The sequence below is a fragment of the Novosphingobium sp. fls2-241-R2A-195 genome (assembly GCF_030209485.1).
In the GTDB taxonomy this organism is placed as follows: Bacteria; Pseudomonadota; Alphaproteobacteria; order Sphingomonadales; family Sphingomonadaceae; genus Novosphingobium; species Novosphingobium resinovorum.
The window spans coordinates 115,478-141,720 of record NZ_JARVRY010000013.1 but is presented as its reverse complement, the minus strand read 5'-3'; the positions used below and the strand labels follow the sequence as shown (position 1 = coordinate 141,720).

At 65.4% G+C, this 26,243-nt stretch carries 32 protein-coding genes; 17 read left to right on the top strand and 15 right to left on the bottom strand.

The annotated features are described in order from the left end of the window. Nucleotides 1-11: 11 nt before the first annotated feature. Nucleotides 12-722, top strand: coding sequence for a GIN domain-containing protein (locus QRN25_RS11590; protein WP_271182585.1), 711 nt, complete (start codon nt 12-14; stop codon nt 720-722). A gap of 191 nt (nt 723-913) precedes the next feature. Here the strand turns inward: QRN25_RS11590 and QRN25_RS11585 are convergent, their stop codons facing one another. Continuing rightward, nucleotides 914-1,861, bottom strand: coding sequence for an L-threonylcarbamoyladenylate synthase (locus QRN25_RS11585; RefSeq protein ID WP_271182586.1), 948 nt, complete (start codon nt 1,859-1,861; stop codon nt 914-916). Between the two features lie 49 nt (nt 1,862-1,910). On the opposite strand from QRN25_RS11585, the gene QRN25_RS11580 reads away from it, so the two are divergent. Next, entirely contained in the window at nt 1,911-2,750 is an 840-nt protein-coding gene (locus QRN25_RS11580; RefSeq protein WP_271182587.1) for a DUF815 domain-containing protein, read from the top strand. Nucleotides 2,751-2,870: 120 nt separating this feature from the next. Here the strand turns inward: QRN25_RS11580 and QRN25_RS11575 are convergent, their stop codons facing one another. Next, a complete protein-coding gene (locus tag QRN25_RS11575; protein WP_271182588.1) occupies nt 2,871-4,361 on the bottom strand; it encodes a PQQ-dependent sugar dehydrogenase in 1,491 nt (496 codons plus the stop codon). A gap of 61 nt (nt 4,362-4,422) precedes the next feature. Here QRN25_RS11575 and msrC point away from each other — a divergent pair, with 61 nt between their 5' ends. Both msrC and QRN25_RS11565 read left to right on the top strand, forming a co-directional pair. Continuing rightward, entirely contained in the window at nt 4,423-4,905 is a 483-nt protein-coding gene (msrC, locus tag QRN25_RS11570; protein ID WP_037521322.1) for a free L-methionine (R)-S-oxide reductase MsrC, read from the top strand. Between the two features lie 136 nt (nt 4,906-5,041). Further along, nucleotides 5,042-5,713: a glycine zipper 2TM domain-containing protein gene (locus QRN25_RS11565; protein ID WP_271182589.1), complete on the top strand. Its 672-nt coding sequence runs from the start codon at nt 5,042-5,044 to the stop codon at nt 5,711-5,713. A 78-nt stretch (nt 5,714-5,791) separates the two neighbouring features. Here the strand turns inward: QRN25_RS11565 and QRN25_RS11560 are convergent, their stop codons facing one another. From QRN25_RS11560 to QRN25_RS11535, 6 genes are all read right to left on the bottom strand, one after another. Further along, nucleotides 5,792-6,754: a ParB/RepB/Spo0J family partition protein gene (locus QRN25_RS11560; protein WP_069708610.1), complete on the bottom strand. Its 963-nt coding sequence runs from the start codon at nt 6,752-6,754 to the stop codon at nt 5,792-5,794. Beyond that, complete coding sequence (locus QRN25_RS11555; protein ID WP_008832535.1) at nt 6,751-7,527, bottom strand: ParA family protein; 777 nt, start codon at nt 7,525-7,527, stop codon at nt 6,751-6,753. Before QRN25_RS11555 ends, QRN25_RS11560 begins: the two co-directional genes overlap by 4 nt. Beyond that, nucleotides 7,524-8,165: a 16S rRNA (guanine(527)-N(7))-methyltransferase RsmG gene (gene rsmG, locus QRN25_RS11550; RefSeq protein ID WP_271182590.1), complete on the bottom strand. Its 642-nt coding sequence runs from the start codon at nt 8,163-8,165 to the stop codon at nt 7,524-7,526. The genes QRN25_RS11555 and rsmG overlap by 4 nt, the downstream gene beginning before the upstream one ends. Further along, nucleotides 8,162-10,009, bottom strand: coding sequence for a tRNA uridine-5-carboxymethylaminomethyl(34) synthesis enzyme MnmG (gene mnmG / locus QRN25_RS11545; protein ID WP_271182591.1), 1,848 nt, complete (start codon nt 10,007-10,009; stop codon nt 8,162-8,164). Before mnmG ends, rsmG begins: the two co-directional genes overlap by 4 nt. A 67-nt stretch (nt 10,010-10,076) precedes the next feature. Beyond that, nucleotides 10,077-11,354, bottom strand: a complete 1,278-nt coding sequence (mnmE, locus tag QRN25_RS11540) for a tRNA uridine-5-carboxymethylaminomethyl(34) synthesis GTPase MnmE (RefSeq protein ID WP_285019642.1) — start codon at nt 11,352-11,354, stop codon at nt 10,077-10,079. Between the two features lie 37 nt (nt 11,355-11,391). Continuing rightward, nucleotides 11,392-11,652: a DUF6489 family protein gene (locus tag QRN25_RS11535; RefSeq protein ID WP_008832531.1), complete on the bottom strand. Its 261-nt coding sequence runs from the start codon at nt 11,650-11,652 to the stop codon at nt 11,392-11,394. Nucleotides 11,653-11,753: 101 nt separating this feature from the next. On the opposite strand from QRN25_RS11535, the gene QRN25_RS11530 reads away from it, so the two are divergent. Together QRN25_RS11530 and QRN25_RS11525 are read left to right on the top strand one after the other, a co-directional pair. Further along, on the top strand, nt 11,754-12,452 hold the full coding sequence (locus tag QRN25_RS11530) for a dienelactone hydrolase family protein (RefSeq protein ID WP_271182593.1): 699 nt from the start codon (nt 11,754-11,756) through the stop codon (nt 12,450-12,452). 11 nt (nt 12,453-12,463) lie between these two features. Further along, a complete protein-coding gene (locus QRN25_RS11525; protein WP_271182594.1) occupies nt 12,464-13,432 on the top strand; it encodes a quinone oxidoreductase family protein in 969 nt (322 codons plus the stop codon). 318 nt (nt 13,433-13,750) lie between these two features. Here the strand turns inward: QRN25_RS11525 and rho are convergent, their stop codons facing one another. From rho to hemE, 4 genes are all read right to left on the bottom strand, one after another. Beyond that, on the bottom strand, nt 13,751-15,007 hold the full coding sequence (gene rho, locus QRN25_RS11520) for a transcription termination factor Rho (protein ID WP_271182595.1): 1,257 nt from the start codon (nt 15,005-15,007) through the stop codon (nt 13,751-13,753). A 278-nt stretch (nt 15,008-15,285) separates the two neighbouring features. Continuing rightward, nucleotides 15,286-15,621, bottom strand: coding sequence for a hypothetical protein (locus tag QRN25_RS11515; protein WP_271182596.1), 336 nt, complete (start codon nt 15,619-15,621; stop codon nt 15,286-15,288). Nucleotides 15,622-15,634: 13 nt separating this feature from the next. Beyond that, nucleotides 15,635-16,075 (bottom strand): CopD family protein, encoded by a 441-nt coding sequence (locus QRN25_RS11510; protein ID WP_008832525.1) that lies wholly within the window; start codon nt 16,073-16,075, stop codon nt 15,635-15,637. 157 nt (nt 16,076-16,232) lie between these two features. Next, entirely contained in the window at nt 16,233-17,258 is a 1,026-nt protein-coding gene (gene hemE / locus QRN25_RS11505) for a uroporphyrinogen decarboxylase (RefSeq protein WP_271182597.1), read from the bottom strand. Nucleotides 17,259-17,604: 346 nt separating this feature from the next. Here hemE and QRN25_RS11500 point away from each other — a divergent pair, with 346 nt between their 5' ends. The 10 genes from QRN25_RS11500 (at nt 17,605) to QRN25_RS11455 (ending at nt 24,019) form a co-directional block, all read left to right on the top strand. Beyond that, nucleotides 17,605-18,453: a pyruvate, water dikinase regulatory protein gene (locus QRN25_RS11500; RefSeq protein WP_008829261.1), complete on the top strand. Its 849-nt coding sequence runs from the start codon at nt 17,605-17,607 to the stop codon at nt 18,451-18,453. A gap of 11 nt (nt 18,454-18,464) precedes the next feature. After that, nucleotides 18,465-19,049 (top strand): Maf family protein, encoded by a 585-nt coding sequence (locus QRN25_RS11495; RefSeq protein WP_211150741.1) that lies wholly within the window; start codon nt 18,465-18,467, stop codon nt 19,047-19,049. Then, nucleotides 19,046-19,900 carry a shikimate dehydrogenase family protein gene (locus QRN25_RS11490; protein WP_271182598.1) on the top strand — a complete coding sequence of 285 codons (855 nt, stop codon included), beginning with the start codon at nt 19,046-19,048 and terminating at the stop codon, nt 19,898-19,900. Before QRN25_RS11495 ends, QRN25_RS11490 begins: the two co-directional genes overlap by 4 nt. After that, a complete protein-coding gene (gene coaE, locus QRN25_RS11485; protein ID WP_271182599.1) occupies nt 19,897-20,484 on the top strand; it encodes a dephospho-CoA kinase in 588 nt (195 codons plus the stop codon). Before QRN25_RS11490 ends, coaE begins: the two co-directional genes overlap by 4 nt. A 50-nt stretch (nt 20,485-20,534) precedes the next feature. Then, nucleotides 20,535-21,218 carry a DNA polymerase III subunit epsilon gene (gene dnaQ / locus QRN25_RS11480; RefSeq protein ID WP_271182600.1) on the top strand — a complete coding sequence of 228 codons (684 nt, stop codon included), beginning with the start codon at nt 20,535-20,537 and terminating at the stop codon, nt 21,216-21,218. Nucleotides 21,219-21,243: 25 nt separating this feature from the next. Beyond that, nucleotides 21,244-21,816 (top strand): ribosome hibernation-promoting factor, HPF/YfiA family, encoded by a 573-nt coding sequence (hpf, locus tag QRN25_RS11475; protein ID WP_008829266.1) that lies wholly within the window; start codon nt 21,244-21,246, stop codon nt 21,814-21,816. Between the two features lie 113 nt (nt 21,817-21,929). Beyond that, nucleotides 21,930-22,391, top strand: a complete 462-nt coding sequence (locus QRN25_RS11470) for a PTS sugar transporter subunit IIA (RefSeq protein WP_036525647.1) — start codon at nt 21,930-21,932, stop codon at nt 22,389-22,391. After that, a complete protein-coding gene (locus QRN25_RS11465; protein WP_036525646.1) occupies nt 22,381-22,866 on the top strand; it encodes a PaaI family thioesterase in 486 nt (161 codons plus the stop codon). The genes QRN25_RS11470 and QRN25_RS11465 overlap by 11 nt, the downstream gene beginning before the upstream one ends. After that, nucleotides 22,866-23,192, top strand: a complete 327-nt coding sequence (locus tag QRN25_RS11460; RefSeq protein ID WP_271182601.1) for a DUF1491 family protein — start codon at nt 22,866-22,868, stop codon at nt 23,190-23,192. The genes QRN25_RS11465 and QRN25_RS11460 overlap by 1 nt, the downstream gene beginning before the upstream one ends. A gap of 200 nt (nt 23,193-23,392) precedes the next feature. After that, the gene (locus tag QRN25_RS11455; RefSeq protein WP_271182602.1) at nt 23,393-24,019 is read left to right on the top strand and encodes a cell wall hydrolase; all 627 of its coding nucleotides are present in this window, start codon (nt 23,393-23,395) and stop codon (nt 24,017-24,019) included. A gap of 91 nt (nt 24,020-24,110) precedes the next feature. Here the strand turns inward: QRN25_RS11455 and xth are convergent, their stop codons facing one another. From xth to QRN25_RS11440, 3 genes are all read right to left on the bottom strand, one after another. Further along, nucleotides 24,111-24,887: an exodeoxyribonuclease III gene (xth, locus tag QRN25_RS11450; protein ID WP_271182603.1), complete on the bottom strand. Its 777-nt coding sequence runs from the start codon at nt 24,885-24,887 to the stop codon at nt 24,111-24,113. Further along, complete coding sequence (locus QRN25_RS11445; RefSeq protein WP_036525641.1) at nt 24,884-25,216, bottom strand: HesB/IscA family protein; 333 nt, start codon at nt 25,214-25,216, stop codon at nt 24,884-24,886. The genes xth and QRN25_RS11445 overlap by 4 nt, the downstream gene beginning before the upstream one ends. A 121-nt stretch (nt 25,217-25,337) precedes the next feature. Next, entirely contained in the window at nt 25,338-25,763 is a 426-nt protein-coding gene (locus QRN25_RS11440; protein WP_008830916.1) for a CBS domain-containing protein, read from the bottom strand. A 132-nt stretch (nt 25,764-25,895) separates the two neighbouring features. Here QRN25_RS11440 and QRN25_RS11435 point away from each other — a divergent pair, with 132 nt between their 5' ends. Then, on the top strand, nt 25,896-26,192 hold the full coding sequence (locus QRN25_RS11435) for a hypothetical protein (protein ID WP_008830917.1): 297 nt from the start codon (nt 25,896-25,898) through the stop codon (nt 26,190-26,192). The last annotated feature ends 51 nt before the right edge of the window (nt 26,193-26,243 follow it).

The window sequence follows — 26,243 nt, the reverse complement described above, 5'->3', positions numbered from 1 at the left end:
AGGACCAAGTGATGCTCAGGAAACTGCTCATCGTATTCGCCAGCGGCCTGATCCTGTCGATCGCCGCCTTCGCCCTCGCCTGGACTTTCGGCGGCGAGAAAATGAAACAGGAATTCGAGACGAAGGGTTGGTACTTCGACGGCGGCGACGATCACCACGAACAGGGTCCGCGCAAGTCCCGCGTGTTCGCCATCCAGTCGGGCAGCCAGCTCGCCATGGAAGTGCCGGTGGACCTTGAGTTCACGCGTGGTGACAAGGCCGAGATGACCGTCGAAGGCCCCGCCAGCGTGGTCGACCGGCTGGTCTGGGCAAACGGCCGCCTCTCGCTTAACGGCAGCGCCCGGATCCATCGTGGCCTCAAGGTGCGAATCACCGCTCCCGAGATCGCCGGGCTGGACCTCGATGCACCGGGCGACGTGGATCTACACGGTCTCGACCAGGAATCCTTGCGCATCAACGCTCGCGGCGCCATCGACCTCGACGCATCGGGCAAGGTCGCCCGGACCTTCGTGACCTCCGACGGTGCCGGCAACATCGACCTCGGCAAGGTGCAGGGCCGCGACGCTACGATCCGCATCAACGGCGTGGGCGACGTCACCATCGGCGCCACCGGCGTGGTCGACGTGGAAATCAACGGCGCGGGCAACGTCACCCTCGTACGCAAGCCCGAGACGCTGCGCAGCCGGATGAACGGCATCGGCGATATCGACCACGACTACTGAGAAACGTTCCACGTGGAACATACGAGGCCCGCATCGTCAGCGACGGTGCGGGCCTTTTCCTTGCCTGCCTGCCTGCCCCTGCCTCCTCGTCATTGCGAGCGTAGCGAAGCAATCCAGGGCAGTCTCAAGCCGCTCTGGATTGCTTCGCTACGCTCGCAATGACGAGGAGTTGGAGGAGCCGACGAAAAGCCTCAGGCTGCCGCCCGGCGCAGGCGATCGTTGATGGCAGCGCCTATATCGCCCTCCGGGATCGGCGCCACGGCGATGCGCGGCTGCGCTGCGGCCGCTCCGGCATGAAGCAGCGCATAGAGCCGCGAGGCCGCCTCGATCAGATCTCCGCTCGCCGACAGGGTTACCTCCCCCGCCACTGCGCCGAAACCGATGTGAAATTCGTCAGCCTCTGCCTCGATCGCATCGAGCCGCACCGGCTTGCCCGGCGCGTAATGGCTGGCAAGTTGCCCCGGCGCCTCGATGGCCTGCGAAGTCACCGGCTCGCTCGCGCCGCCGAGTACAGCGGCAATGCGATCCTCGGCGATGGGGCCGGGACGCAGGATCTGCCAGCGCCCCCCGTCCCGCAACGCGACGATCGTGGATTCCAGCCCTGCCTCACAGGCGCCGCCATCGACCACCGCATCGACATTCGCCCCGAGCGAGGCGACGACATGCCCTGCCTCGGTCGGGCTGACCCCGCCGCTGCGATTGGCCGAAGGCGCCGCGATCGGCAGGCCCGTCGCCGCGATGACCGCCCGCATCACCGGGTGCGCCGGACAGCGCAGCGCGATCGTAGGGAGCCCGGCGGTGACCGCAGCGGCAATCGGCGCGCCCTTTCGCAATGGCAGAACCATGGTCAGCGCGCCCGGCCAGAACGCCTCAGCCAATGCCAGCGCGCGCTCGTCGAACTCCGCCAGCATCTGCGCCGACGCGAGATGTTCCACGTGGACGATCAGCGGATTGAAACTCGGCCGACCCTTGGCCCGGTAAATCGCTGCTACGGACTCGTCCCGGTCCGCTCTTGCCGAAAGGCCGTAGACCGTCTCCGTCGGAACGGCGACAAGGCGCCCTTCCCGTAACAGACGCGCGGCGGCTTCGATCCCGTCGGGACCGGCTTCAAGCATCTCGGGCTGGCTGGCGTGCTCCATACCCCGTCGCTATAGCCCCACGGCGACGAATGCCAAGGACATGCAAAAGATGACGACCCAGCCCGCGGAGCACACCCAGGTTCTCACCCGCATCGCCGAAGCGCTGGAACGCCTCGTGCCACCCGCCCCGACCGCGACCGACTGGCTCGCGCATCCCGCCTACGTATGGACGGGCAGCGCCGCGCGATCGGTCGCGCAACTCGACGCCCCTGCCCTGACCCTGCTGCGCGGCATCGACACGCAGAAGGACCGTGTGGTCACCAACGTCGAGCGCCTTGCCGCCGGACACGCCGCGCATGACATGCTGCTCTGGGGCTCGCGCGGGATGGGCAAGTCGGCCCTGCTGCGCGCCGCCATACGCTCCGCCGACACGGCGCATTCGGGACGCATCGCGCTGGTGCAGGTGGCCCAGGAAGCGCTCTCCGGCGTGACCGACCTCTTCGCCGCACTCGGCAAGGTCGACCGCAGCTTCCTCGTCTTCATCGACGATCTCGGTTTCGAGGAAGGCGACGGGGCCGGGCCGCGCATCCTGCGCTCGTGGCTGGAAGGCGGCGTCGAGGCACGCCCGGCGAACGTGCGCCTCGCCGTCACGTCGAACCGCCGCGCCATCGTCGGCCGCTCGATGTCGGAGCAGGACGATCCCATCAACGCCCGCGACGCGGTGGACGAAAAGCTGGCCCTGGCCGATCGCTTCGGCCTCTCGATCGGCTTCCACAACTGCGACCAAGATTCCTACCTCGCCATCATCGGCGGCTATGCCGGTGAATTCGGGCTGGAGTGGGAGCCGTCGGACGCGCTGGAATGGTCGCGGCGGCGTGGCGCGCGGTCTGGACGCGTGGCGTGGCAGTACGTCAATGAATTGGCTGGAAGAGCAGGGAAGACGATATAAACGCAGGGGTCAACACCCCTGCACCCCATTACCGTCGTCGTCGTGCGCGCATCACGTTAGCTGAGCGCACGGCGACAACGTGGGGGTCTGGGGCGATGGCCCCAGGACTTCTCTTTCTACTTACTGCGGCAACAGCCGATCGTCTTCCTTCCGGAATCCACCCATCAACTTCGCCGCCTCTTCCGGAGAAGTCGGGTCCTTGATGTCCTCACGCGGCTTCATGTGCTCGGTAACGACGGGCTTGATCGCCGGTGAGGGCTGCGCCCCCGGCGACACCACGCGCCAGACGATCCCCGCCGTGTCATCGCTGACGAGCAGCGCGCCGCCCTTGTCCCACGTGACCCAGGTGGGACGGCCGTGGGTATCGCCGTTGTCCTTGAGGAACCCGGTGAGCACCGGCTGCGGCTTCACGTCCTTCGGATTGCCGTTGGCATCGAAAGGAATGAACACCACGTCGTAGCCCGCCGAGGGACGGCGATTCCAAGACCCATGGCGGGCGATGAAGACGCCGTTCTCATAGCCCTTGCCCATGCGGTTGCCGCCATTGGCGAACGTCAGCCCCAGCGCCGAGACGTGGGCGCCCAGCGCGTATTCCGGCTTGCGGGTATATTCGATCATGTAAGTCTGCATCGGCCACTGGACGCGTTCGTCGAAAGTGTCCTTCCAGTAGACCCACGGCCAACCGTACTGCGCGCCGACCGGCACATTGGTGAGGTAGTCCGGCACGAGATCCGGGCCAAGCATGTCGCGCTCCTGCACCGTCGCCCACATCTCGCCGGTCGAGGGGTTCCAGCCCAGACCGTTGGGATTGCGCATGCCGACCGCAAACTGGCGGCGGCGGGCGGTTTGAACGTCGACCTCCCAGATCATCGCACGCCCGGTCTCTTCCTCCATGCCGTTCTCGGCAACGTTGCTGGCAGAGCCGACCGCGACGTAGAGATGCTTGCCGTCCTCGCTCAGAAGCAGGTTGCGCATCCAGTGGTTGCCGGCGGGCGGCAGGTCGATCATCGTGCGCAGCGGCCGCCCTTCCAGCTTGGTCTGGCCGGGCGTGAAGGCGAATTCCAGCACCTTGTCGTGGTTCGCCACGTAGAGCTTGCCGTCGCGGTAAGCGAGGCCCGAGGGCGAGTGCATGTCCTCGCTGCGCAGCGTCGTCTTCAGTTCGGCCTTGCCGTCGCCGTCGGCGTCACGCAGCAGCACGATGCGATCGGGCGAAGCCTCCCCGGCGCCGACGCGGTTGAACATCAGGCCCATGACGAAGCCGGTGATCCCACCCGGCTTGTTCCCGGCCGGAGCATTCGTCTCCGACACCAGCACGTCACCATTGGGCAGCGTGAGCATGGTGCGCGGATGATCGAGCCCTTCCGCGAAGCGGGCAACCGTCAGTCCCTGAGCCGCCTTGGGCGCCTCGCCCGCAGCCCAGCCCACCGGCTTGGCGAGCTTGATGCTGGGGATCCACTGCGCCTTGGGTTCGACCAGCTGCGGGTTCTTGCCTGCCGTCGCATCGCTCGGCAGCTCCGAGGTGTTGGAGTTCAGGCCCCAGTACACGAACCCGGCGGCAGCCAGGACGATCACGGCGGAGGCGATGGCGGTCTTCTTGACGATCGGATTCATGCGCCAAGAGATAGAGCCGCACCGGCTGGCCGACAACAAAGACTTGCGCTAAATGCGCGGCATGTACGACTTTGCCGCAGACGCCGATCTCCCCAAGCCCGAACTCTACAGCGCCCTCGCCCGCGCCGCCGATGCGCTGGTGCAGGGAGAACCCGATCCCATCGCCAACATGGCCAATCTGGCTGCGGTGATCTGGCAGTTCGTGCCCGACCTCAACTGGGCCGGTTTCTATCGCACGGTGGAGGACGAGCTGGTGCTCGGCCCGTTCATGGGCAAGCCCGCCTGCATCCGCATCCCCTTCGGCCGCGGCGTGTGCGGCACGGCTGCAGCGCTGGGCACCACGCAGGTCGTGCCAGACGTCCACGCGTTTCCCGGCCACATCGCCTGCGATGCCGACAGCCGTTCCGAACTGGTGGTGCCGGTACTGCGTGACGGCAAGGTCATTGCGGTGATCGACCTCGACAGCCCCACGCCGGGCCGCTTCGATGACGAGGACGCTGCCGGGATGCAGCTTCTCGCACAGGTCGCCTCGCTGGCCATCTGAGCCCGCACCAAAACGGGACACCGACAGCACATCCGCGCAAGACGCTTGGTTTTGCGCGGATCACGATGCTAAATTTCGCGTTAACTGACGGGGCTGACTTTCATCGCCCCGCGTTTCTCGCGAAAGGGTGCCCTCGATGCGTCTTCCCCTGCATGCCGTCGTCGTTGCGACGCTGTCTCTCGCCGCATCTCCGGCGCTCGCCCATGATGGCCCGCACGGCGAATCCGAAGCCCGTCCCTACGGTTATGATCAGAGCTATGACGGGCGTGGATATGATCGACAAGGCTACGATCCGCGCGAAGCCTGGCTCGCGGATTGCCATCAGCGCCTGTCCTCGCGCGATTCCGGCGTCGGTGGCGCGGTCATCGGCGGCGTGGTCGGAAGCGTTGCGGGCAACCGCATCGCGGGGCGCGGCAATCGCACCGTCGGCACCGTAGCAGGCGCGGCCGTAGGCGCCGTCGCCGGAGCCGCCATCGACAAGGCCGAGGATCGCGGCCGCAACCGCGACGAATGCGAAGCCTATCTCGACGACTATTATGCCCACTACGAGCGTGGCGGCGCTTACCCCGGTTACGCGCCGCAGGGCTACTACCCCGCCTACGGCTACCCGGCGCAGGGTTGCTGCATGGCCCAGCCCATGATGATGGTCCCGCTCGCCCAGCCCAAGCAGAACTGCACCGAGACCGTCGAATACGTCTACGAGGACGTGCCGGTCCGCCCTGCCCGCCGCGTCATTCCCCGCCGCAGCAAGGTGGTCCCGGACAAGCGCGTGAAAATCGTCCCCGACAAGCGAGTGCCGATCAAGTAAATCGGCCGTGCCGAAACGAAGGAACCCAGGACGGCGTAAGCTGCCCTGGGTTCCTTCGTTTTACGCAATGACGAAAGTTCAGATCGCGCCGCCGGTCAGCCGCTGGCAGATCAGGTCGAGCTGATCGAGCGTCGCGTAGCGGATCGTCACGGTGCCGGTCGAAGGATCGGCATCGGCGCTGATCTTCACCGGCAGGCCGAGGAATTCCTCGAGATGGTTCTGCACCGCCGCGATGTCCGCATCCTCCGAACCACTGCGCGCCGCGCGTGCGGAACGGCGGGGCGCCACATCGCCGCGCTGCTTCTTGCGCACCAGCTTTTCCACGTCGCGCACCGACATCTGCTTGGAGACGGCAGCCACCGCTATGTCCTCGGCGTCGTCGCAGCCGATCAGGGCGCGGGCATGGCCCATCGACAAATCGCCCTTCTCGACCAGCAGGATCACGCCGTCGGGCAGAGCAAGCAGGCGCTGGAAGTTGGCGACATGGCTACGGCTCTTGTCGACCATGCGGGCGATCTCGGCCTGAGTCATGCCCTCCAGTTCGGCAAGGCGGTTGTAGGCCCGCGCCTCTTCGATCGGGTTGAGGTCCTCGCGCTGGAGGTTCTCGATCAGCGCCAGCGCCATGACCTCGCGGTCGGACAATTCGCGGACCAGCGCCGGAATCTCGTGAAGCTGCGCCTTCTGCGCCGCACGCCAGCGACGCTCACCGGCAACCAGCTGGTAACGGCCATTATCGAGCGGGCGCACGATGATGGGCTGGATCACACCGCGCTGCGCGATCGACGCAGCGAGTTCCTCCAGCGCCGATTCCTCGAAATAGCGACGCGGCTGATGCGGATCGGGCTTGATGTCGGAGATCGACAGCACCGCCAGACCACCGCGCGTCGGAGCGACCGTGCCGCCCTCGCCCGTCGCCGGGACCGGCTCCTCGCGTCGGCTTTCGCCCAGCAGCGCGCCGAGGCCACGGCCAAGACCCTTGGGCTTCTGCCCGCCCGCCTTGGGCTGGGGTACGCTGAAGCGCACGATGGAGTCGTCGTTCATGCCGCTTTCCTCTTTTCGGGCAATCGGGTGATCAGCTCGCGCGCGAGCGCCATGTAGGCGCGGCTGCCGGCGCAGGCGTGATCGTAGATGAGCGCCGGAACCCCATGGCTCGGCGCTTCGGAGAGGCGCACGTTGCGCGGAATGACGGTCTCGAACACCAGCTTGCCCAGCACCGATCGCACGTCGTCGGAAACCTGCTCGGTCAGGCGATTGCGGCGGTCGTACATGGTCAGCGCGATGCCGATGATCCCGAGATCGGGGTTGAAGCGCTGCTGCACCCGCTCCACCGTCTGCAACAATTGGCTAAGCCCCTCGAGCGCGAAGAACTCGCACTGCAGCGGCACCAGCAGGGTATCGGCGGCATTGAGCGCGTTGAGCGTCAGCAGGCCCAGCGAGGGCGGGCAGTCGATCAGGCAGACGTCGTAGCCGAGGTCCGGGGTCAGCGTGCGCTGCAGGCGATGCGCGCGGTCGTCGGCGCTGACCAGTTCGACCTCGGCCCCGGACAAGTCCACTGTCGCAGGCAGCAGATCGAGATTCGGAATCCGCGTCGGCATGACGCACTGCGACACCGGCACCTTGTCGACGAGCACGTCGTAGGACGACGCTCCGCGTTCCGATGCCCCGACCCCGATTCCCGTGGATGCGTTGCCCTGCGGGTCGATGTCGATCAGGAGTGTCTTCCACCCGGTAGCGGCAAGCGCGGTCGCGACATTGATTGCCGTCGTCGTCTTTCCGACGCCGCCTTTCTGGTTGGCGATGGCAATGCGAATCACCCGATCTTACCCTTCCCGTCGGCAAGGGTGCCGACAATGATGCCCGCCTGCGGGTCCGTCAGGGACTGTTCCACGTGGAACACATGCCGCCACTTGCGAAGGTCCTGCAATTCTTGACCGGCAGACCGCCCTTTGGGCAACAGGAACACGGTGTCACTTGTGGAAAATCGCGCGGATAACGTCAGCAATTTGTCGAGAGGCGCAAAAGCACGGGCGGAGATGACGGCTGCCTGACGACTTTCGACCAGTTCGAGGCGTTGTCCGGCAATCGAGGCGCGAGTCAGTCCCATCGCGATTCGCGCGCGGTCGAGCCATTCGATTCGCCGCGCGCGCGATTCGACCATCACGACTTCGCATTCGGGTCGAAGCGCCGCGATCACCAGTCCGGGGAATCCTGCGCCGGTGCCGAGGTCCATCCAAGGCGTCGATGTTTCACGTGGAACATGCGGCAGCAACTGCGCGCTATCGACAATATGCCTCAGCCAGACCTGATCGAGACTGGCGGCCGATACGAGGTTCTGGCGCTGGTTCTCTTCCGCCAGCATGGCGACGAGCAGTTCCAGTCGCTCCATTGCCATCGCATCGCATTCGGGCAGCGCACGCAGCCATTCGCGCGCCCCATCTTCGGTCGTGATCACGCGGCCTCCCTGCGGGCATGGACAAGCAGCGCCGCCAGCGCCGCCGGAGTGATTCCCGGAATCCGCCCTGCTGCCGCCAGGGTCGCGGGACGCGCCCTAGTCAGCCGCTCAACCATCTCGCGGGAGAGGCCGGCGATCCGGTCATAAGGAAAATCGTCGCCAAGGCTCAGCGCTTCGCTGGCGCGCAAGTCCCGAAGTTCGCGCTCCTGCCGTTCGAGGTAAGGCGCATAAGCCGCGTCCTCGGCCATCTCCTCGACGAGATCCGCGTCGGCGCGAAGGGCGGGATCGATCCACGGCGACAGTCCCGCAATATCGACGCCGCCAAAGCGCAACCAATCGCGCAGCGGCAGACGCCCGGCATCGGAGCGAACCGGCAGTCCCGCCGCCGCAAGTTCAGTCGAGGCCAAGGGCGCATCTAACGCCTGGCCCAGAGCCGCCCTCGCCTCCTCGCGGCGAGCGAACCAGTCCCGGCGCGCAGCGGTCACGGCCCCGGCTTCGATTGCCAGAGGCGTCAGGCGGGTCGTCGTATTGTTGGCGCGCAGACGCAGGCGATACTCCGCGCGCGCGGTCAACATGCGGTAAGGCTCGCTGACGCCATGCAGCGTAAGGTCGTCGACCATCACCGCCATGTAGCTGTTCGCCCGGTCGAGCGCAGGCGCATCGCGGCCGAGCACAGAAGCCGCAGCATGAAGCCCGGCGACCAGACCCTGCGCGGCCGCTTCCTCGTATCCGGTCGTGCCGTTGATCTGGCCCGCGCAATAGAGGCCGGGAATCTCGCGCAGTTCCAGACTGGTCCGCAAGGCGCGCGGATCGATGTGGTCGTACTCGACGGCATAGCCGGGCACGACCATCTCCACCGTCTCCAGCCCGTCCATTGTGCGCAGCATTTCCAGCTGAACGTCGGCAGGAAGAGAGGTGCTGATGCCATTGGGATAGACGAGGTGCGTCGTCAGCCCCTCGGGCTCCAGGAATATCTGATGCCCGTCGCGGTCGGCGAAGCGGTGGATCTTGTCCTCGATCGAGGGACAGTAGCGCGGCCCCTGCGCCCCGATCGCGCCGGAGAACAGAGGGGACCGATGGAGGTTCGCGCGGATCACGTCATGGCTGCGCGGGTTGGTCCGGGTGATCGCGCAGAACACCTGCGGCACCGCGCGCCGCTGCTCCATCGGCGACATGGTCCAGGCCTCGCCGTCCGAAGGCTGCTCGCCCAGACGTGACCAGTCGATGGTGCGCCCGTCGAGCCGGGGCGGCGTGCCAGTCTTGAGCCGCGCCATCGGCAGCGCCGCATCGCGCATCTGCGCGGCGAGTCGCTGCGCCGATGCCTCGCCGATGCGACCCCCGACCAGACGCTCCTCACCCCGGAACAGCGTGCCGCCGAGGAACGTGCCGGTGCACAGGATCGTCGCGGGCGCGCTCAGCCGGGTGCCGTCAGCAAGATCGACACCGACCGCGCTGCCGCCTTCGAGCACCAGCGCAGACGCTTCACCAGCGACGAGCGTGAGATCGCCCTGCTCCTTGAGCAGCCGCTGGATCGCCGCCTTGAACAGTACGCGATCCGCCTGCACGCGCGGGCCCTGAACCGCACTTCCCTTCGACCGGTTGAGCATGCGATAGTGAATCGCCGCCGCATCGGCCGCTCGCGCGATCAGTCCATCGAAGGCATCGACCTCGCGAACGAGATGGCCCTTGCCCAATCCGCCGATCGCCGGGTTGCAGCTCATCGCCCCGACCGCGTCGAGGTCGAAGCTGACGAGCGCCACGCGCGCGCCCATGCGGGCGGCCACTGCCGCCGCCTCACAGCCGGCATGGCCGCCGCCGATCACGATCACATCGAAGGAGTGCATGACGTCGCCTTACCGCGTCGCGGATTTCACGTCAAAGCACCTCGGCATGTTCCACGTGGAACATCGCTCATTTTCCAATGCAGAAACCGCCGAACAGAGCGTCGAGCATGTCCTCGGTCGTCGCCCGGCCGACGAGCCCGTCGAACGCCACACGCGCGCGGCGCAGGCACTCCGCGACCAGCAACGGGTCGGTCTCATGACGTGTCGCGCGCAAGGCCAGTTCGGCATCGGTCAGGAACGCATGCTGCCGCGCATTGAGGGCCGCATCACCGGGTCGCGGCATCGCGTGCCGCGCAGTCTCGATAAGGTCATCGCGCAGGGCATCGAGGCCCTCGCCGGTCACCGCTGAAATCGCATGGCGCGCCGCCGGGTTCGGGCGAGCCGAGGGTGTGTCGATCTGCGGGGTCACTTCCCACGCCGCGTCAGGCCCCTCCCCCGCCGCTCCAAGCCAGAGCACGAGGTCAGCCCGGTCCAGCGCCGCACGGGCGCGATCGATACCGATCGCCTCGATCACATCGTCCGTCTCGTCGCGCAGACCGGCGGTGTCGGCGAAGACGAACGGCACGCCGCCGATGGCGACGGCGCGTGTCAGGACGTCACGGGTGGTTCCGGCGAGTGGCGCGGTGATCGCCGCCTCGTCCTCTACCAGCGCATTGAACAGGGTGCTCTTGCCTGCGTTTGGCGGACCGGCCAGCACCACGCGAAAGCCCTCGCGCAGAGTCTCCGCGCGGGGACGCGAGAGCCAGTCGGACACTTCGGTCGCCAGGGCGTCGATGCGAGCGATGAAGTCGGCAGGGAGGTCCGCGACATCGTCTTCGTCCCCGAAATCGAGAACCGCCTCCACCGATGCCGATGCGGTGAGCACCCGCATGCGCCAGTCATCCACCTGCCGGGACAAGGCCCCGCCCGCCATGGCGATGGCGCTGCGCCGCTGCAGTTCGGTCTCGGCCGAGAGCAGGTCGGCCAGCCCCTCGGCCTCGGCAAGATCGATGCGGCCATTGGCGAAGGCACGGCGGGTGAACTCCCCCGGGACGGCGCGGCGCAAACCGGGAAGATCGGCCAGCGCCCCCTCGACCGCAGCGACGACGGCCTTGCCACCATGCAGATGCAGTTCGGCCAGGTCCTCGCCGGTTGCCGTGTTCGGCCCGGGAAACCAGAGAACAAGCGCATGGTCGAGCACTGTTCCACGTGAAACACTCAGGCGCTTATAGCTGGCGCGCCGCGGTGTGGGGATGGCCCCGGCAAGGCTCGACAGCGCCTCCCCGGCCCTCGGCCCGCTTATCCGGATTACGGCGATGGCGGCAGGCGGAGAGCCGCTGGAAAGCGCGAAGATCGTATCGTCCATATGCCCACCCTCCCCTAGCAGGGAGGCGGAGCGGACGCTACTCGCCCTTCTTGGGCTTGGCGCCGCTCATCGCCATGGCCACGCCGTTTTCAAGGAACTGCTGAAACAGCTTCAGCCCCATCTGCCCCATCGGCGCGACCTGCTTGGCCAGTTCGTTCATCTGGTCGAAGTTGGTGGTGCCCTGCATCGCGTTGGTCAGCGCATCGACGTAAGCCTCGTTCGCACGGGTGACGTCGGGCAGGCCGAGGAAACGGCGCGCCTCTTCAGGGGAGCATTCGACCTCGACATTGACCTTCATCGCTCGGCTCCCGCTGAATTATCGCAGCATGACTGACACATGCGCTTGGCAAAGTCCAATCCAAGTGCCTTACTCGCCGCAAAGCGAACAGGAGAACAGACATGGCCACGAACACCGAGATTCCCACCCTCGACGGTGACGGCACCTTCCCTGCTTACGTCGCCGCTCCCGAAGGCACGCCGCGCGGCGCGATCATCGTGCAGCAGGAAATCTTCGGCGTGGACGAAGGCATCCGCCGCAAGGCCGACCAGTGGGCCGCGAAAGGGTATCTCGCAGTCGCCCCTGACACGTTCTGGCGGCAGAAGCCGGGCATCGAGCTGAGCCCTTACGTAGAGGCGGAAATGCAGGCCGCGCTGGGCCATATGATGAGCCACGACTTCGACCTCGGCATGCGGGATATCGAAGCCGCGATCCACTGGATCCGCCGCGAGAAGCAGGTCGAGAAAGTCGGCTTCGTCGGCTTCTGCATGGGCGGCAAGATCGCTTACATGGCCGCCGCGCGGACCGACATCGACGCCTCGGTCGGCTACTACGGCGTGATGATCGACCAGATGCTGAACGAGAAGCACGCGATCGCCCGCCCCCTCATGCTGCATATCCCCACCGCCGACCACTTCGTCAGCCCCGAAGCGCAGAAGGCGATGCACGAAGGCCTGGACGATCACCCGAAGGTCACGCTGCATGACTACGAAGGGCTCGACCATGGCTTCGCCGCCGAGATCGGTGCGCGCCGCGACGAGGTAGGCGCCGAACTTGCCGACGGTCGCACCGAAGCCTTCTTCGCCGCGCACATCGGCTGAGAGGACGGGACATGACCAGCAGCTATCGCATGATCGTGCGCGCCCACGGTGGCCCGGAAGTCATCGAGCGGGAGGACTTCGCGATCCCGTCGCCTGCTCCCGGCGAAGTGGTAATCGAGACCGAAGCGGTCGGGCTCAATTTCATCGATACCTACTATCGCAAGGGCCTCTACCCCGATGCCCTGCCGCTTAGCCTCGGCTCCGAGAGCGTGGGCCGGATCGTCGCCATAGGTGACGGCGTGACCGACCTGGCGGTAGGCGAGCGCGTCGGCACGACGCAGAACGGCGGAGCCTACGCCACGCATCGCGCGATCCCCGCAGCCAAGGCCATGCGCATCCCCGAAGGCATCGCCCCGGAGGTGGCGGCCGCCGTCATGCTCAAGGGGCTGACCGCTTGCTACCTTGCCGAAGACACCTTCCCGGCGAAGGCCGGCGACGTCGCGCTGGTGCACTCGGCCGCTGGCGGTGTCGGATCGCTCCTGGTGCCCTGGCTGCTCGACAAGGGCGTCACCGTCATCGCCCACTCGGGATCGCCCGATAAGGCCGCGCAGGTGCCCGCAGAACATTCCCTGTCCTGCAGATTCGCCGACCTGCCCGCGGCGGTACAAGACATCACCAACGGCGCCCTGTGCCATGTCGTCTACGACGGCGTCGGCGCGGCAAGCTGGGATGCCTCGATCGCGTCCCTGCGCAAGCGCGGCCTGATGGTGAGCTACGGCAACGCCTCGGGCGCGGTGCCGCCCATCGGGATGCTCGACCTGATGCGGGGCGGATCGCTCTACGCGACAAGGCCGACGCTGGCGGACTACATCGCTACGCCCGAAATGCTGGCGACGAATGCGGAAAAGCTGTTCGGGCGGATCGCCTCGGGCGTGCTGGCGCCGAAGATCGGGCAGACTTTCGCTCTGGCGGATGCTGCGGAGGCCCACCGGGCACTGGAGAGCCGGGCGACTACGGGGTCTACCGTTCTCATTCCTTGAAGATATTGGAAGATAAGGGAATCTGGGGCCCCTTCGACAAGCTCACAGGACTCCCATACCCCGGAAATGTCGGCGTTGAGCGTGCAGCAGGGTTGTGCGCAATAGCTTTACCCACCTCGTCATTGCGAGCGAAGCGAAGCAATCCAGAGCAGTTCGGAACCGCCCTGGATTGCTTCGCTTCGCTCGCAATGACGAAGGGATGGTTCGTAGAGGTTTTGCATCGCTGGCTTTGTCGATCTCGAAAATGAAAAAGGCGCCGCTGCACGCGCAGCGACGCCAATTTCGGGGTCTGGGGCAACGGCCCAGGACCTTCCCTTTTTACTGGTTCATCGTCGAGAAGAAGTCTTCGTTGGTCTTCGAATCCTTGATCTTGTCGAGCAGGAATTCCATCGCGTCGATGGTGCCCATCTGCATGAGGATGCGGCGCAGCACCCACATCTTGGTGAGCTGATCCTTCGCCACGAGCAGTTCTTCCTTGCGGGTGCCGGACTTGCCGACGTCGAGCGCCGGGAAGATGCGCTTGTCGGCCACCTTGCGGTCGAGGACGATTTCCGAGTTACCGGTGCCCTTGAACTCTTCGAAGATGACTTCGTCCATGCGGCTGCCGGTGTCGATCAGGGCCGTCGCGATGATGGAGAGCGAGCCGCCCTCCTCGATGTTGCGCGCGGCGCCGAAGAAGCGCTTGGGGCGCTGCAGGGCGTTGGCATCGACACCGCCGGTCAGCACCTTGCCCGAGCTGGGCACCACGGTGTTGTAGGCGCGGCCGAGGCGGGTGATCGAGTCCAGCAGGATGACCACGTCGCGCTTGTGCTCGACAAGGCGCTTGGCCTTTTCGATCACCATTTCGGCGACCTGGACGTGGCGCTGCGCGGGTTCGTCGAAGGTGGAGGAGATGACCTCGCCCTTCACGCTGCGCTGCATGTCGGTGACTTCCTCGGGGCGCTCATCGACGAGCAGGACGAGGAGGAACACCTCGGGGTGGTTGTCGGTGATGGCCTTGGCCATGTTCTGCAGCAGCACGGTCTTACCCGTACGCGGCGGCGCCACGATCAGCGCGCGCTGGCCTTTGCCCTGCGGCGAGACGAGGTCGATCACGCGGGCCGACTTGTCCTTGACCGTGGGATCGAGGGTGTCGAGGCGCAGGCGTTCGTTCGGATAGAGCGGCGTCAGGTTGTCGAAGTTGACGCGGTGGCGCACCGCGTCGGGATCGTCGAAGTTGACGCTCATCAGCTTGGTGATGGCGAAGTAGCGCTCGCCTTCCTTGGGGGCACGGATTTCGCCTTCGACGGTGTCGCCGGTGCGCAGGCCCCATTTACGGACCTGGTTCGGCGAGACGTAGATATCGTCGGGCCCGGCGAGGTAATTCGCCTCTGCGTTGCGCAGGAAGCCGAAACCGTCGGTCAGCACTTCGATGGTGCCCTGTCCGATGATTTCCTCGCCGTCTTCAGCCACTTCCTTGAGGATGGCGAAGATCAGATCCTGACGGCGCAGCGTGGAGGCGCTTTCGACGCCCAGTTCCTCTGCCATTTCGACCAGCTCGGCCGATGACTTCTTCTTGAGTTCTTTGAGATGCATTTTCGTGAATTCCAGATGGATTTGTAGTGTCGGCCGGCGGGATCGATGGGCTTGGGGAAAGCAGATCCAGGCAGGAGACAAAGGCTCGCGCCCTGTTGCCGGAACGCCGCTCAGATACGCATTCGCGGCGGCTCGGTCAACGAGTCAATCCGCAGGGCGGCAGGCCGGTGGGGTGAATCGAAATCGAGGCGCGAAAGCCCACCCCCAACCCCTCCCGCAAGCAGGAGGGGAGCGAGACTTGCTGAGCCGAAGGCGAAGCTAGTCGCAGCGGGGTGGGCCTAGCGAGCGCCCTCGTACTTGTCCTTCCACGCCTCGAACTGCCCTGCGAGCGGGTCCAGCTGAGCATGACAGCGCGCCTTGTCGGCCTGATAGGTCTGTGCCCCGTACCCCGGCGCCTCGAGGATCGCGTCCAGCGCGGCAGTGATGTCCAGTTGCGGGGAACGCGCCTGAATCCGGCCGAAGTAGTACAGCGCGCCGCCGTCCACTTTCGTCCGCAAGTCCCCCTGCACCTTCCCGGCCGCAACCGAGAGATAGGCCAGACAGTGAAGATCGTCCTGCTCCGCCTGCGGCAGCGCGGAGAGAGACAACGCGGCGGCAAGCAGGGAAACTATCATAACCTCACTCCGTTCAGAACGGCTTCACGACCACCAGAATGACGATCACCACCGCCGCCAGGCCCGGAACCTCGTTCAGCAGGCGCAGCTTCTTGCCGGTCAGCGGCCGCTCGCCGCGCGCCAGCTTCTTCGCATAGCCGACCAGCCAGCCGTGATAGCCTGAGAGAGCCACCACGAAGAGCAACTTGGCATGAAGCCACCCTTGATCGAACGCACCGATCGAAAGCGCTGTAAGCACCCCCAGAACCCACGTGAGCACCATCGAGGGCGTCAGGATGATCGACCGCAGCTTCGCCTCGCGATCGACCCAGCGCGCCTCTTCCGCCGAGCCGGGATCGCTCTCCTGGTGATAGACGAAATAGCGCGGCAGCATGAACAGCCCCGCCATCCAGAAGATCACGAAGATGACGTGCCCGGCCTTGAGCCAGGGATAGAGACTTGCGAGAATTGCCATGGTGGAAGCCCTTTAGCGCGTCGTCATGCCAGTCTCAACCAAAGCCTTGAATCGTCATTGCGAGCGGAGCGAAGCAATCCAGAGTCGCGTAAACCGCCTTGGATTGCTTCGCTCCGCTCGCAATGACGAAGGGTGGTTCAATTCAATCCCGTCGCGCTCAACGCTCCCAGCTGCGAACGATCGCCAGCAACTGCTCGACATTCGCGATCGGGGTGAACTGGCCGATGCCGTGGCCGAGGTTGAACACGTGGGGACGGTCCGCGAAAGCGTCAAGCACCGCGCGGGCCTGCCGGTCGAGGTCCTCGCCGCCCGCCAGCAGGAGCAGCGGATCGAGATTGCCCTGTACCGGCAGCCCTTGGGGAAGTTCGCGCGCAGCCCAGATCGGGTCGATGGTCTCGTCGATTCCGACCGCGTCGACTCCGGTTTCGCGGGCATAGGCGGGAAGTTTCTCGCCCGAGCCCTTCGGGAAGCCGATGATCGGAGTCTCGGGGTGACGCGCCTTCACGGCAGCGGTGATTGCGGCATTGGGGGCGATCACCCAGCGCTCGAACTGCGCGGGCGAGAGACTGCCTGCCCATGAATCGAACAGCTGCACCGCTTCGGCGCCGGCCTCGATCTGGCCGCACAGGTATTCCACGGTCACCTGAGTCACCGCATCGATGATTGCTTCGAAGGCGTCCGGATCGCGATAGGCCATGGCGCGGGTGTCGTGCTGGTCGCGACTCCCCTCGCCTGCCACCATGTAGGTCGCGACGGTCCAGGGCGAACCGGCGAAACCGAGCATCGTCTTGTCGTCATCAAGCTGGGCGCGAACCTTCCGCACGGTCTCGTAGATCGGCGAAAGACGCTCAGGCACCCGAGTCAGCCCCTCCAGCGCATTGTCCACAAGCCGCGGAGTCAGTTTCGGCCCCTCTCCGGCGAGGAACTGGAGGTCCTGCCCCATCGCGTAAGGCACGATCAGGATGTCGGAAAACAGGATGGCGCCATCGAAGCCGAAACGGCGGATCGGTTGCAGGGTGATCTCGGCGGCGGCGTCCGTATCGTAGACGAGCGCGAGAAAACCGCCCTTTTCGGCGCGCAACTCGCGGTATTCGGGGAGGTAGCGGCCAGCCTGGCGCATGAGCCACAGCGGCCGCCTGCGCGCGTTGTTTCCGCGCAGAGTTTCGAGGAGGATTCCGGGCATCGCGTCACGTCCCAACAAAAAAAATAGAAATTTTATATAAGGATGATGGAGTCTGTTGGCCCTGTGGATATCGGGGATTGGCTCGCCTTGCCCGATTTACCCCCGGATGAACAGATTGAAGAGTCAGATGCGACTCTTGGACGAGAGTGAGTCAACGAAAGGTTGTTCGCCTTGTCCACAGGGTGTGGGAAGAGTCGGCCCGCCTGTCCAGAAACTGACTCGGTGAATCCCCATAGCGGGCAGGAAATGCCGCTGAGGAGTTTTCACCGAGTTGTCACCGGGCTCCTCCCATGGTTTATGCCGCCACATATCCACACCCCTTGCCCTTCGGAGGCCCTGAGCCGGCATGGCGCGTTTCCACCTGCACCTCCTGTCAGATTCCACCGGCGAAACGCTGGAGATGATCGCCAAGGCGGCCCTCGCGCAGTTCGACGACGACGGCGAAGTCCTGCGGCATTTCTGGCCGATGGTCCGCTCGCAGCAGCACCTCGATCGGATCATGGGCGAGATTTCCGCGAACCCGGGCCTCGTCTTCTTCACCCTGGTGAACGAGGAGACGCGCGGGCGCCTCGAAGAGAGGTGCCAGCAACTCGGCCTGCCTGCGATCGCGGTGCTCGACGGGGTGACCGACGCGCTCGAGGCGCTGCTGGGGCAGGAGGCGAAGGGACGTCCGGGCCGCCAGCACCGGCTCGACGACGCCTATTTCGCGCGCGTCGATGCGATCCAGTTCACCATCGCCCATGACGACGGCGTGTTGTGGGAAGAGTGGGAGGAAGCCGATATCCTGCTCGCCGGGGTGTCGCGCACCAGCAAGACGCCGACCTCGATCTATCTCGCCAATCGCGGGTACAAGGTGGCGAACATCCCGATCGTCGTCGAAAGCCCGCCGCCGCAGATGCTGTTCGGACTGCGCCATCCGCTGGTGGTCGGCCTGACGACCGCGCCCGACCGGCTGATCCAGATCCGCCGCAACCGCCTGCTCTCGCTCAGCCAGTCGCCCGACACCGACTATGTCGCGACCGACGCGGTGGAGAGCGAGCTGAAATATGCGCGGCGCATGTTCGCGGACAATTCCTGGCCGGTGATCGACGTCACCCGCCGCTCGATCGAGGAGACCGCTGCGGCGGTGATCAACCTCTATAACGAACGCAAGGCAGCGGGCCAGACCGGCCAGGTCGGCCCGAAGCCCATCTAGCAGAGTTTTCCATGATCGTTCTTGCATCCCAGAGCGGCTCACGCCGCGCCATGCTCGAAGCGGCGGGCATCGCCTACCGCGCCCAGCCCGCCCATGTCGACGAACGCGGGATCGAGGCGGCGCTCGGCGATGCCTCCGCGCCCGAAGTCGCGTTGGAACTTGCGAAAGCAAAGGCCCTGAATGTTTCACGTGAAACATCGGGTGCGGTCGTGCTCGGTAGCGATTCCCTCGTGTCCTGCGGTGGGCGGCGGTTCGACAAGCCCGCCAGCCGGGAGAACGCGGCCGAGCATCTGCGTTTCTTCTCGGGCAAGGTGATGGAGCTGCACAGCGCGGCTGCCCTCGTGCGCGATGGCGAAGTGCTCTGGGCGGAGAATGCGGTGGCGCAGTTGCATGTCGCGGATTTGTCCGATGCCTTCATCGAGAGTTACCTCGACGCGGAATGGCCCGAAGTCGGTGCCTGCGTCGGCGTCTTCCGGATCGAGGGGCGCGGCGTGCAGCTGTTCGAGAAGATCGACGGCGATTACTTCACGATTCTGGGCATGCCGCTGCTCAAGGTCCAGGCGGCGCTGCGCGGATTGGGAGTCCTGACGCGATGACACGCTATGCCGAAGTGATCGGCGATCCGATCGCGCAGTCCAAGTCGCCAGCGATCCACAATTTCTGGCTTGCCGAACTGGGGATCGAAGGCCGCTACGACCACTGCCTCGTCAAGCTGGAGGACCTCGGCGACTATCTCGCGAAGCGCCGCGCCGATCCCGACTGGCGCGGCTGCAACGTGACGATGCCGCACAAGCTGTCGATCCTGCCGCTGATGGACCGGCTCGACCCCCTCGCTGCGCAGATCGGCGCGGTCAACACCGTCGTGCGCGAGTCCGACGGCACCCTTACCGGCTACAACACCGACGCGCCGGGATTCCTGGAGCCGGTGCGCGATGAACTGGCGAAGACGCACCTGTTCCGCATGGCGCGCATCCTCGGGACCGGCGGCGCGGCGCGGGCGATCATCGCGGCGCTGGCCAACGAGCATTTCGTCATCGTCCTCGCGGGCCGCGATCCGGCCAAGGCGCGCGCCATGCTCGACGAACTTGCGCCGGGCGGCGAGCACCACGCCATCGGCCTCGACCACTTCGCCGATGCCACCGACTTCGCCTTTGACGACCGCGAGCAGTGCTTCGACCTCGTCGTCAACGCCAGCCCGCTCGGCATGACCGGGCAGCCGCCGCTGGCCTTCGACTTCAGCCACGCCCCGCCGCGCAGCGTGGTCTACGATATCGTCACCAGTCCGCTCGACACGCAGTTCCTGCAGGATGCACGCGGCGCCGGGTTCGAGACGGTGGACGGCCTCGCCATGTTGATCGGCCAGGCGGACTCGGCCTTCACGCATTTCTTCGGCGCCCGCCCTCCCCGCGACCGCGATGCCGCTCTGCGCGAGTTGATTCTCAAATGAAAATTCTGGGCCTCACCGGATCGATCGGCATGGGCAAGTCGACCGTTGCGCAGATGCTGCGCGACCTCGACGTGCCGGTGTTCGATGCCGATGCGGCGGTGCACGAACTGCAGGGTCCGAACGGCGCGCTGGTGCCGCTGATCGAGGCGGCCTTTCCCGGCACTACGGATGCGTCAGGTGTCGTTAGACCCCTGCTGGGTGCCGTCGTGTTCCAGGACAAGGACAAGCTCGCGACTCTGGAGCGAATCGTCCACCCCGCCGTCGCGGCGATGCGGGGGGACTTCCTGCGGGACAATGCCGAGGCGCCGCTGGTCGTCTTCGACATTCCGCTGCTCTACGAAAAGGGTAGCGAAAAGGGCCTCGATGCCGTCGCGGTAGTGTCCGCCCCGGCCGGGGAACAGCGTCGCCGGGTGCTCGCGCGGCCGGGTATGACTGCGGAAAAATTCGAGCAGATTCTGGCACTTCAGGTGCCCGATGCGCAGAAACGCGCGCGTGCCGACTACGTGATCGACACCGGCTTGACCCTTGATGCGACGCGCGAACAGGTGGCCGGTATCGTGCAGGCGCTGAGGCGAGCCGAATAATCCGCTCCAGCCCCTTGCGCATGGGGGCGCACAGGCAGATATGGAGAGGGATGAGAGAGATCATCTTCGACACCGAAACGACCGGCTTCGACCCGAAAAACGGGGACCGCATGGTGGAAATCGGCTGCATCGAGATGGTCAACCGGGTGCTGACCGGCCGTACCTACCACGCCTATTTCAACCCCGAGCGCGGCATGCCTGCGGAGGCCGAGGCGGTGCACGGCCTGTCCGACGCCTTCCTCGCCGACAAGCCCCTGTTCTCGGCCTGCGCGCAGGAATTCCTCGACTTCATCGAGGACAGCGCGATGGTGGCGCACAACGCCAACTTCGACTTCAACTTCATCAACGCCGAGCTGAAGCTATGCGGGCTTCCCGAGGTTTCGCGTGAGCGCATGGTCGATACCGTGGCGCTCGCCAAGGTGCGCCATCCCGGCGCCAAGCTCTCGCTCGACGCGCTTTGCAGTCGCTACGGGATAGACCGCAGCCACCGCACCAAACACGGGGCGCTGCTCGACTCCGAACTGCTTGCCCAAGTTTACGTGGAACTGCGGGGAGGTCGTCAGATCGGCCTCGAACTTTCTGCAGAAACCACTGAGATCGTGACGGAAATCAAGGTTCTCAACACGAAGAACCGTATTTTCCGTCAGCCGCGTCCCCACGCGGCTACCGAGGCGGAACTCTCTGCGCACGCAGAGTTTCTCAAGTCGGTCGATACCCCGCTCTGGGGTGCCTGAACTCTAAGTCTAAGGAGAAACGCCCATGGATATCCGCGTCTCTGGTCACCAGGTCGAAACCGGCGAGGCCCTGCAGGTCCACGCCAACGACAAGCTCACGGCGATCATCGAGAAGTATTTCAATCGGGCGCTGTCGTCTCACGTCACTTTCGGCCGAGCGCCGGCCGGGGCGTTCAAGTGCGACATCATCATGCACGTGATGCAGAACCTCGTGCTCAAGGGCAGCGGCATGGCGCAGGACGCGCATGTCGCCTGCGATCAGGCCGCCGAGAAGATCGACAAGCAGCTGCGCCGCTACAAGCGCCGCCTGAAGGACCGCTCCGAACAGACGGCCCATGCCAATGCGGCCGAGGACGCCGCCTACACGATCTTCGAGGAGAACGTCGCAGACAACGACACGGACGACCTCGAAGCCGACGCCCCGGTGGTCATTGCCGAAACCCGGGTGGACGTTCCCGAAGCCACCGTTTCGGACGCGGTAATGATGCTCGACTTGCGCAATACTACGGCTCTCTTCTTCAAAAATGCTGGCACCGGGCGGCATAATATGGTCTACCGCCGCGGTGATGGGTCGATCGGCTGGGTCGAACCGCACTGACGCTTTTCGCGCACAGCTTCTGATCGCAACGAGAGGAAGAAACGAACCCCCGGTTTTCCGCCGGGGGTTTCGGAGCATGCAATGTTGGCAACCGGTCAAGTATCAGAAACGCAATGAGTGGGCTTTTTTCGCTGGCGCCCGAGGCTGTCATCACCCTCGACGCGGACAGCAAGGACATCATCCTGGACCGCCTCGCGGCTCGGTTCGCTTCGGTCTATGGTCTCGACCATCAGGCCGTGCTGGCGCGCATCACCGAGCGTGAGCAGCTCGGCAGCACCGGGTTCGGGCGACGCATCGCCATCCCCCATGCGCGCATGGCGGGGCTGACACGTCCCGTTGCCGTGTTCATGCGCCTCGCTTCCCCGGTCGAATTCGAAGCCGCGGACGGCGTGCCGATCGACCTCGTGTTCGGCCTGCTCTCCCCCGAAGGCGCGGGCGCGACACATCTTCATGCTCTGGCGGCGATCTCGCGCATGATGCGTGACGAGCGCATGCACGAAGCTCTGCTGGCCGCTCCGGGCACCGAAGCGCTCTACAGCCTGCTGAGCAACGTCATCGACCGCGATGCCGCCTGAAGACACTGCCGAAGGCCAGAGTCAGGGCGGCGCCGGGCTCCACTGGCGCGCGCTGGAGGGGCTCTATGCCTCCGCCCCCATCAACCAGATGTTCCGCTCAAAGCTGGAAATCGTCGGCGACGGGCATGCGCGCATCACGTTCCTGGTCGAGCCCGACTGTTTCCATGCGGCCGGTGCGGCGCACGGGACCATCTATTTCAAGATGCTCGACGATGCGGCTTTTTACGCCGCCAACACTCACGTCACCGATCGCTTCCTGCTGACGACCTCGTTCAACCTGCACTTGTCCAAGCCCATCAAGGGCGGCCGTATCGTGTGCGAGGGCCGCTGGGTGAGCGGTCGCCGCCGCGTACTGGTGGCCGAGTCCTGGCTGATCGACGAGGACGGCGAGGAATGCGGGCGCGGCACCGGAACGTTCATGCGATCGCGCATCGCGCTCTCCAGCCTGCCCGGCTATTCGATTCCGCAAGCCTGATGGATTCCCGCCTCCCCGCTCACCTCGAGGTTTCCGCACTGATTCGCCGCGTCAATGGCGAGGGCGGATTCGCGACGGTGCTGGCTAAAGGCGAACAGGACGCCGGGACGATCCTTGTCGTTCTTTCGCACAATGGATCGAATGTGCGCCTTCATGAACGGATGCCCGAACTCGACGGCACCCGGCGCTGGCGCTGCTCCAAGACTCAGGATCCTGAAAACCCGTTCGAATTTCAGGAGTACCTCGACCGGCGCAAGCGTCAGGACCCCGACGTGTGGATCATCGAACTCGATGGCGCAGACGCCGAACGTTTCATCGGGGCCTGACCCGGTGCGGGTTGACTTGCCCGGCCCACAGCCTAAAGGCCCCCTTCACTGACGCGAAAGCGGCTCGGACAGCACTTCGGCTTGTCCGGCTAGCACGCAGACGGGGAATCGTCGGCAGGCTCGACGGAAACAGAACGTCACTTCGTGGCATTCCGTTCCAGCCTGTGTCGGACCGGTTCACCGCCTTTGATCAAGTTTGAATGCGAAAGAAAGTTGAGTGGGCGAGCGCGATTGCGCTGGCCGCGACGGTTCTCACCGCTCTTCTAGGCGCCACGGGCTCGGGCGCCGCCGCATCGGATTTCATTCCGACGCTGGTAGAAACGAAGCCCGCCCCGCAGTTCGTTTCCGAACCGGTCGTACAGGCGCTTCCCGCCGCCGAGACCGAGACCGAGGAAGCAGACGCCCCCGATGCGGATTCCCTTCAGCAACTGGTGTCTCAGCAGGAGACGCCGGACGACATGTCGCGCGACATGCGCTGCCTTGCCGGCGCGATCTACTTCGAAGCACGCGGTGAATCGCTGGAAGGCCAGCTCGCCGTTGGCCGTGTGATCGTCAACCGCACCAAGTCGGGCCGCTTCCCGACGAGCTATTGCGGCGTGGTCTACCAGCCCTCGCAGTTCTCGTTCATCCGCGGCCGTTCGATGCCCGCCGTGCGCGAGAATTCTCCGAGCTGGCAGGAAGCCGTCGCGATCGCCCAGATCGCCGAGGACGGCGCCTGGAAGAGCAAGGCCAAGGGTGCGCTGTTCTTCCACGCCAAGCGCGTCTCGCCGCGCTGGAGCAAGCTGACGAAGCTGGCTCAGGTGGATAACCACATCTTCTATCGGTAATTCTCGTTCGTCATTGCGAGCGAAGCGAAGCAACCCAGGGCGGTTTACGCCGCCCTGGGTTGCTTCGCTTCGCTCGCAATGACGAAGAGTTTCAGGCGGCCTTCAGTTCGACCCACACAGGCGCATGGTCGCTGGCCTTTTCCCGCCCGCGATGAACCTTGTCGACACCGCACGCCGCCAGCCGGTCCGCCAGTTCGGGCGAGAGCAGCGAGTGGTCGATGCGGAAGCCGTGGTCGCGCTGCCAGGCGCCTGCCTGATAGTCCCAGTAGGTCCACACCCCGCCGCGCGGATTGTGGGTGGCCAGCGCGTCGGTCCAGCCGTCTCCTAGGAGGCGGAAGTAGGCGTCCCGCGATTCCGGCTGCATCAGCGCGTCGGAGGCCATTGCAGAGGGCGTCCAAACGTCGCGGTCGGTCGGGATGACGTTGTAGTCGCCGGTGATGATGGCCGGCACTTCCTCGGCCTTGATCACGTCCATGCGGCGGCGCAGGCGTTCCATCCAGCGCAGCTTGTAGTCGAACTTGGGGCCGGGCAGCGGATTGCCGTTGGGCAGGTAGATGCACACGACCCGCACGCCGAAGACCTGCGCTTCGAGATAGCGCGAATGTTCGTCCTCGGGCTCGCCATCGAGGCCGCGCTGGACTTCGACGGGCATTTCCCCGTCGGCGAGGATGGCGACGCCGTTGAAGCCCTTCTGGCCGTGCCAGATGCCCTTGTAGCCCAGCTTCTCGAACTCGGCGATGGGGAAGCCTTCGTCCTGCGTCTTGATCTCCTGCAGGCAGGCGACGGCGGGGCGGGTTTCCTCCAGCCATTCGAGCAGTCGGGGCAGGCGTGCCTTCACGCCGTTGATGTTGAAGGTGGAGATCTTCATACCGAGAAGCTGGACCCGCAGCCGCAGCCTGCCGCCGCGTTCGGATTCTCCACCCGGAATGCCGCGCCGCCCAGCGACTCCACGAAATCGACGACGCAGCCCTGGACGAGGTCGAGGCTGACCGAGTCGACGAGGAGCTTCACCCCGTCGGTCTCGGCCACGCTGTCGTCCGCGTCGGGGGCGTCGGCGAGGCCGAACTTGTACTGGAAGCCCGAGCAGCCTCCGCCTTCGACGGCAAGCCGCAGGATTGCGGGCTTGCCCTGCTTGCTCGCGATCGCGGCGACGCGCGCGGCGGCCGAGGGGCTGAGAGTCACGGTCTGCTGTTCCATGCGTCCGATGTAGGCGCGGCCTGACCCTTCGACAAGCTCGGGGTGACCCTTCGACAGGCTCAGGGTGAGCGGACGTGGCGCCACACCTCCAACTCCGCTCAGGTTGAGCCTGTCGAAGCCCTTACGCCGTCTGGATGTAATCCCGCATCGCGGCAGCCTCGTTCTCGATCTTGTCGATCCGGTATTTCACCAGATCGCCGATCGACACGAACCCGACCATGCGCCCGTTCTTCACCACGGGCAGGTGGCGAATGCGGCGGCGGGTCATCAGCGACAGCGCCGCCATGACCGAGGTTTCGGGCTCGATGGTCACGGGCAGCGCGGTCATGATGTGGCCGAGCGGCATGTCGAGCATGTCGGCGCCCAGTTCGCGCAGTTTGTAGATTACGTCGCGTTCGGAGAAGATTCCGGCGATTTCGCCGTTTTCCATCACCGGCACTGCGCCGATTCTCTTTTCGGCGAGGATTCCGGCGGCCTCGCGCACGGTCATGGCAACGTCGCAAGTGACTACGGCATCGCGGCCTTCGATAATTCGACCGATGGTCATCGTCAGCTCTCCCTGTTCCTGAAAGGAGCCTCTGTTCCCGCAGCTTGCCCCCGGGGCGGAGCGTATCACAGCCGCGTCGGACTCGTCACGTCATGCTTGCGATGAGACGCCGTCAGGCCCAGATAGGGCGCGATGATACCGTCTTCGCCCCTCGACGATCCCGGCAAGGCCGCCCATGCCTGGGCGCGCTACCTGCGCATCATGCGCTGGATGATGACGATCACGGTCGGGCTGGTGATCGGGTCGATAATCCTGCTGTACCGCTCCAACGGGATGGTCTCGATCCACTTCTACATCGCGACCGCGCTGGGCATCGGTTTCACCATGCTGCTGGCCTCGGCGCTGATGGGCCTCGCGTTCCTGTCGAGCGGGACCGGGCATGACGAGGCGATCGTCGATCCGCTCGAGGATGATGATCCTTACAAGTAAGGGCCCGCCGTCAGCCCCACCCCGCTGCGACTAGGGAGCAAGCTCCCAAGT

Coding starts and splice junctions, on each gene's coding strand:
- QRN25_RS11530 (WP_271182593.1), top strand. CDS start 11,754: ATGGCCACGAACACCGAGATTCCCACCCTCGACGGTGACGGCACCTTC.
- QRN25_RS11495 (WP_211150741.1), top strand. CDS start 18,465: ATGATCGTTCTTGCATCCCAGAGCGGCTCACGCCGCGCCATGCTCGAA.
- QRN25_RS11490 (WP_271182598.1), top strand. CDS start 19,046: ATGACACGCTATGCCGAAGTGATCGGCGATCCGATCGCGCAGTCCAAG.
- QRN25_RS11515 (WP_271182596.1), bottom strand. CDS start 15,621: ATGATAGTTTCCCTGCTTGCCGCCGCGTTGTCTCTCTCCGCGCTGCCG.
- QRN25_RS11455 (WP_271182602.1), top strand. CDS start 23,393: ATGCGAAAGAAAGTTGAGTGGGCGAGCGCGATTGCGCTGGCCGCGACG.
- QRN25_RS11435 (WP_008830917.1), top strand. CDS start 25,896: ATGATACCGTCTTCGCCCCTCGACGATCCCGGCAAGGCCGCCCATGCC.
- mnmE (WP_285019642.1), bottom strand. CDS start 11,354: ATGGACGATACGATCTTCGCGCTTTCCAGCGGCTCTCCGCCTGCCGCC.
- QRN25_RS11460 (WP_271182601.1), top strand. CDS start 22,866: ATGGATTCCCGCCTCCCCGCTCACCTCGAGGTTTCCGCACTGATTCGC.
- QRN25_RS11535 (WP_008832531.1), bottom strand. CDS start 11,652: ATGAAGGTCAATGTCGAGGTCGAATGCTCCCCTGAAGAGGCGCGCCGT.
- QRN25_RS11560 (WP_069708610.1), bottom strand. CDS start 6,754: ATGAACGACGACTCCATCGTGCGCTTCAGCGTACCCCAGCCCAAGGCG.
- QRN25_RS11590 (WP_271182585.1), top strand. CDS start 12: ATGCTCAGGAAACTGCTCATCGTATTCGCCAGCGGCCTGATCCTGTCG.
- msrC (WP_037521322.1), top strand. CDS start 4,423: ATGTACGACTTTGCCGCAGACGCCGATCTCCCCAAGCCCGAACTCTAC.
- QRN25_RS11585 (WP_271182586.1), bottom strand. CDS start 1,861: ATGGAGCACGCCAGCCAGCCCGAGATGCTTGAAGCCGGTCCCGACGGG.
- QRN25_RS11500 (WP_008829261.1), top strand. CDS start 17,605: ATGGCGCGTTTCCACCTGCACCTCCTGTCAGATTCCACCGGCGAAACG.
- QRN25_RS11580 (WP_271182587.1), top strand. CDS start 1,911: ATGACGACCCAGCCCGCGGAGCACACCCAGGTTCTCACCCGCATCGCC.
- QRN25_RS11445 (WP_036525641.1), bottom strand. CDS start 25,216: ATGGAACAGCAGACCGTGACTCTCAGCCCCTCGGCCGCCGCGCGCGTC.
- QRN25_RS11575 (WP_271182588.1), bottom strand. CDS start 4,361: ATGAATCCGATCGTCAAGAAGACCGCCATCGCCTCCGCCGTGATCGTC.
- rho (WP_271182595.1), bottom strand. CDS start 15,007: ATGCATCTCAAAGAACTCAAGAAGAAGTCATCGGCCGAGCTGGTCGAA.
- hemE (WP_271182597.1), bottom strand. CDS start 17,258: ATGCCCGGAATCCTCCTCGAAACTCTGCGCGGAAACAACGCGCGCAGG.
- xth (WP_271182603.1), bottom strand. CDS start 24,887: ATGAAGATCTCCACCTTCAACATCAACGGCGTGAAGGCACGCCTGCCC.
- dnaQ (WP_271182600.1), top strand. CDS start 20,535: ATGAGAGAGATCATCTTCGACACCGAAACGACCGGCTTCGACCCGAAA.
- QRN25_RS11465 (WP_036525646.1), top strand. CDS start 22,381: ATGCCGCCTGAAGACACTGCCGAAGGCCAGAGTCAGGGCGGCGCCGGG.
- coaE (WP_271182599.1), top strand. CDS start 19,897: ATGAAAATTCTGGGCCTCACCGGATCGATCGGCATGGGCAAGTCGACC.
- QRN25_RS11440 (WP_008830916.1), bottom strand. CDS start 25,763: ATGACCATCGGTCGAATTATCGAAGGCCGCGATGCCGTAGTCACTTGC.
- QRN25_RS11470 (WP_036525647.1), top strand. CDS start 21,930: ATGAGTGGGCTTTTTTCGCTGGCGCCCGAGGCTGTCATCACCCTCGAC.
- hpf (WP_008829266.1), top strand. CDS start 21,244: ATGGATATCCGCGTCTCTGGTCACCAGGTCGAAACCGGCGAGGCCCTG.
- mnmG (WP_271182591.1), bottom strand. CDS start 10,009: ATGCACTCCTTCGATGTGATCGTGATCGGCGGCGGCCATGCCGGCTGT.
- QRN25_RS11525 (WP_271182594.1), top strand. CDS start 12,464: ATGACCAGCAGCTATCGCATGATCGTGCGCGCCCACGGTGGCCCGGAA.
- QRN25_RS11510 (WP_008832525.1), bottom strand. CDS start 16,075: ATGGCAATTCTCGCAAGTCTCTATCCCTGGCTCAAGGCCGGGCACGTC.
- QRN25_RS11565 (WP_271182589.1), top strand. CDS start 5,042: ATGCGTCTTCCCCTGCATGCCGTCGTCGTTGCGACGCTGTCTCTCGCC.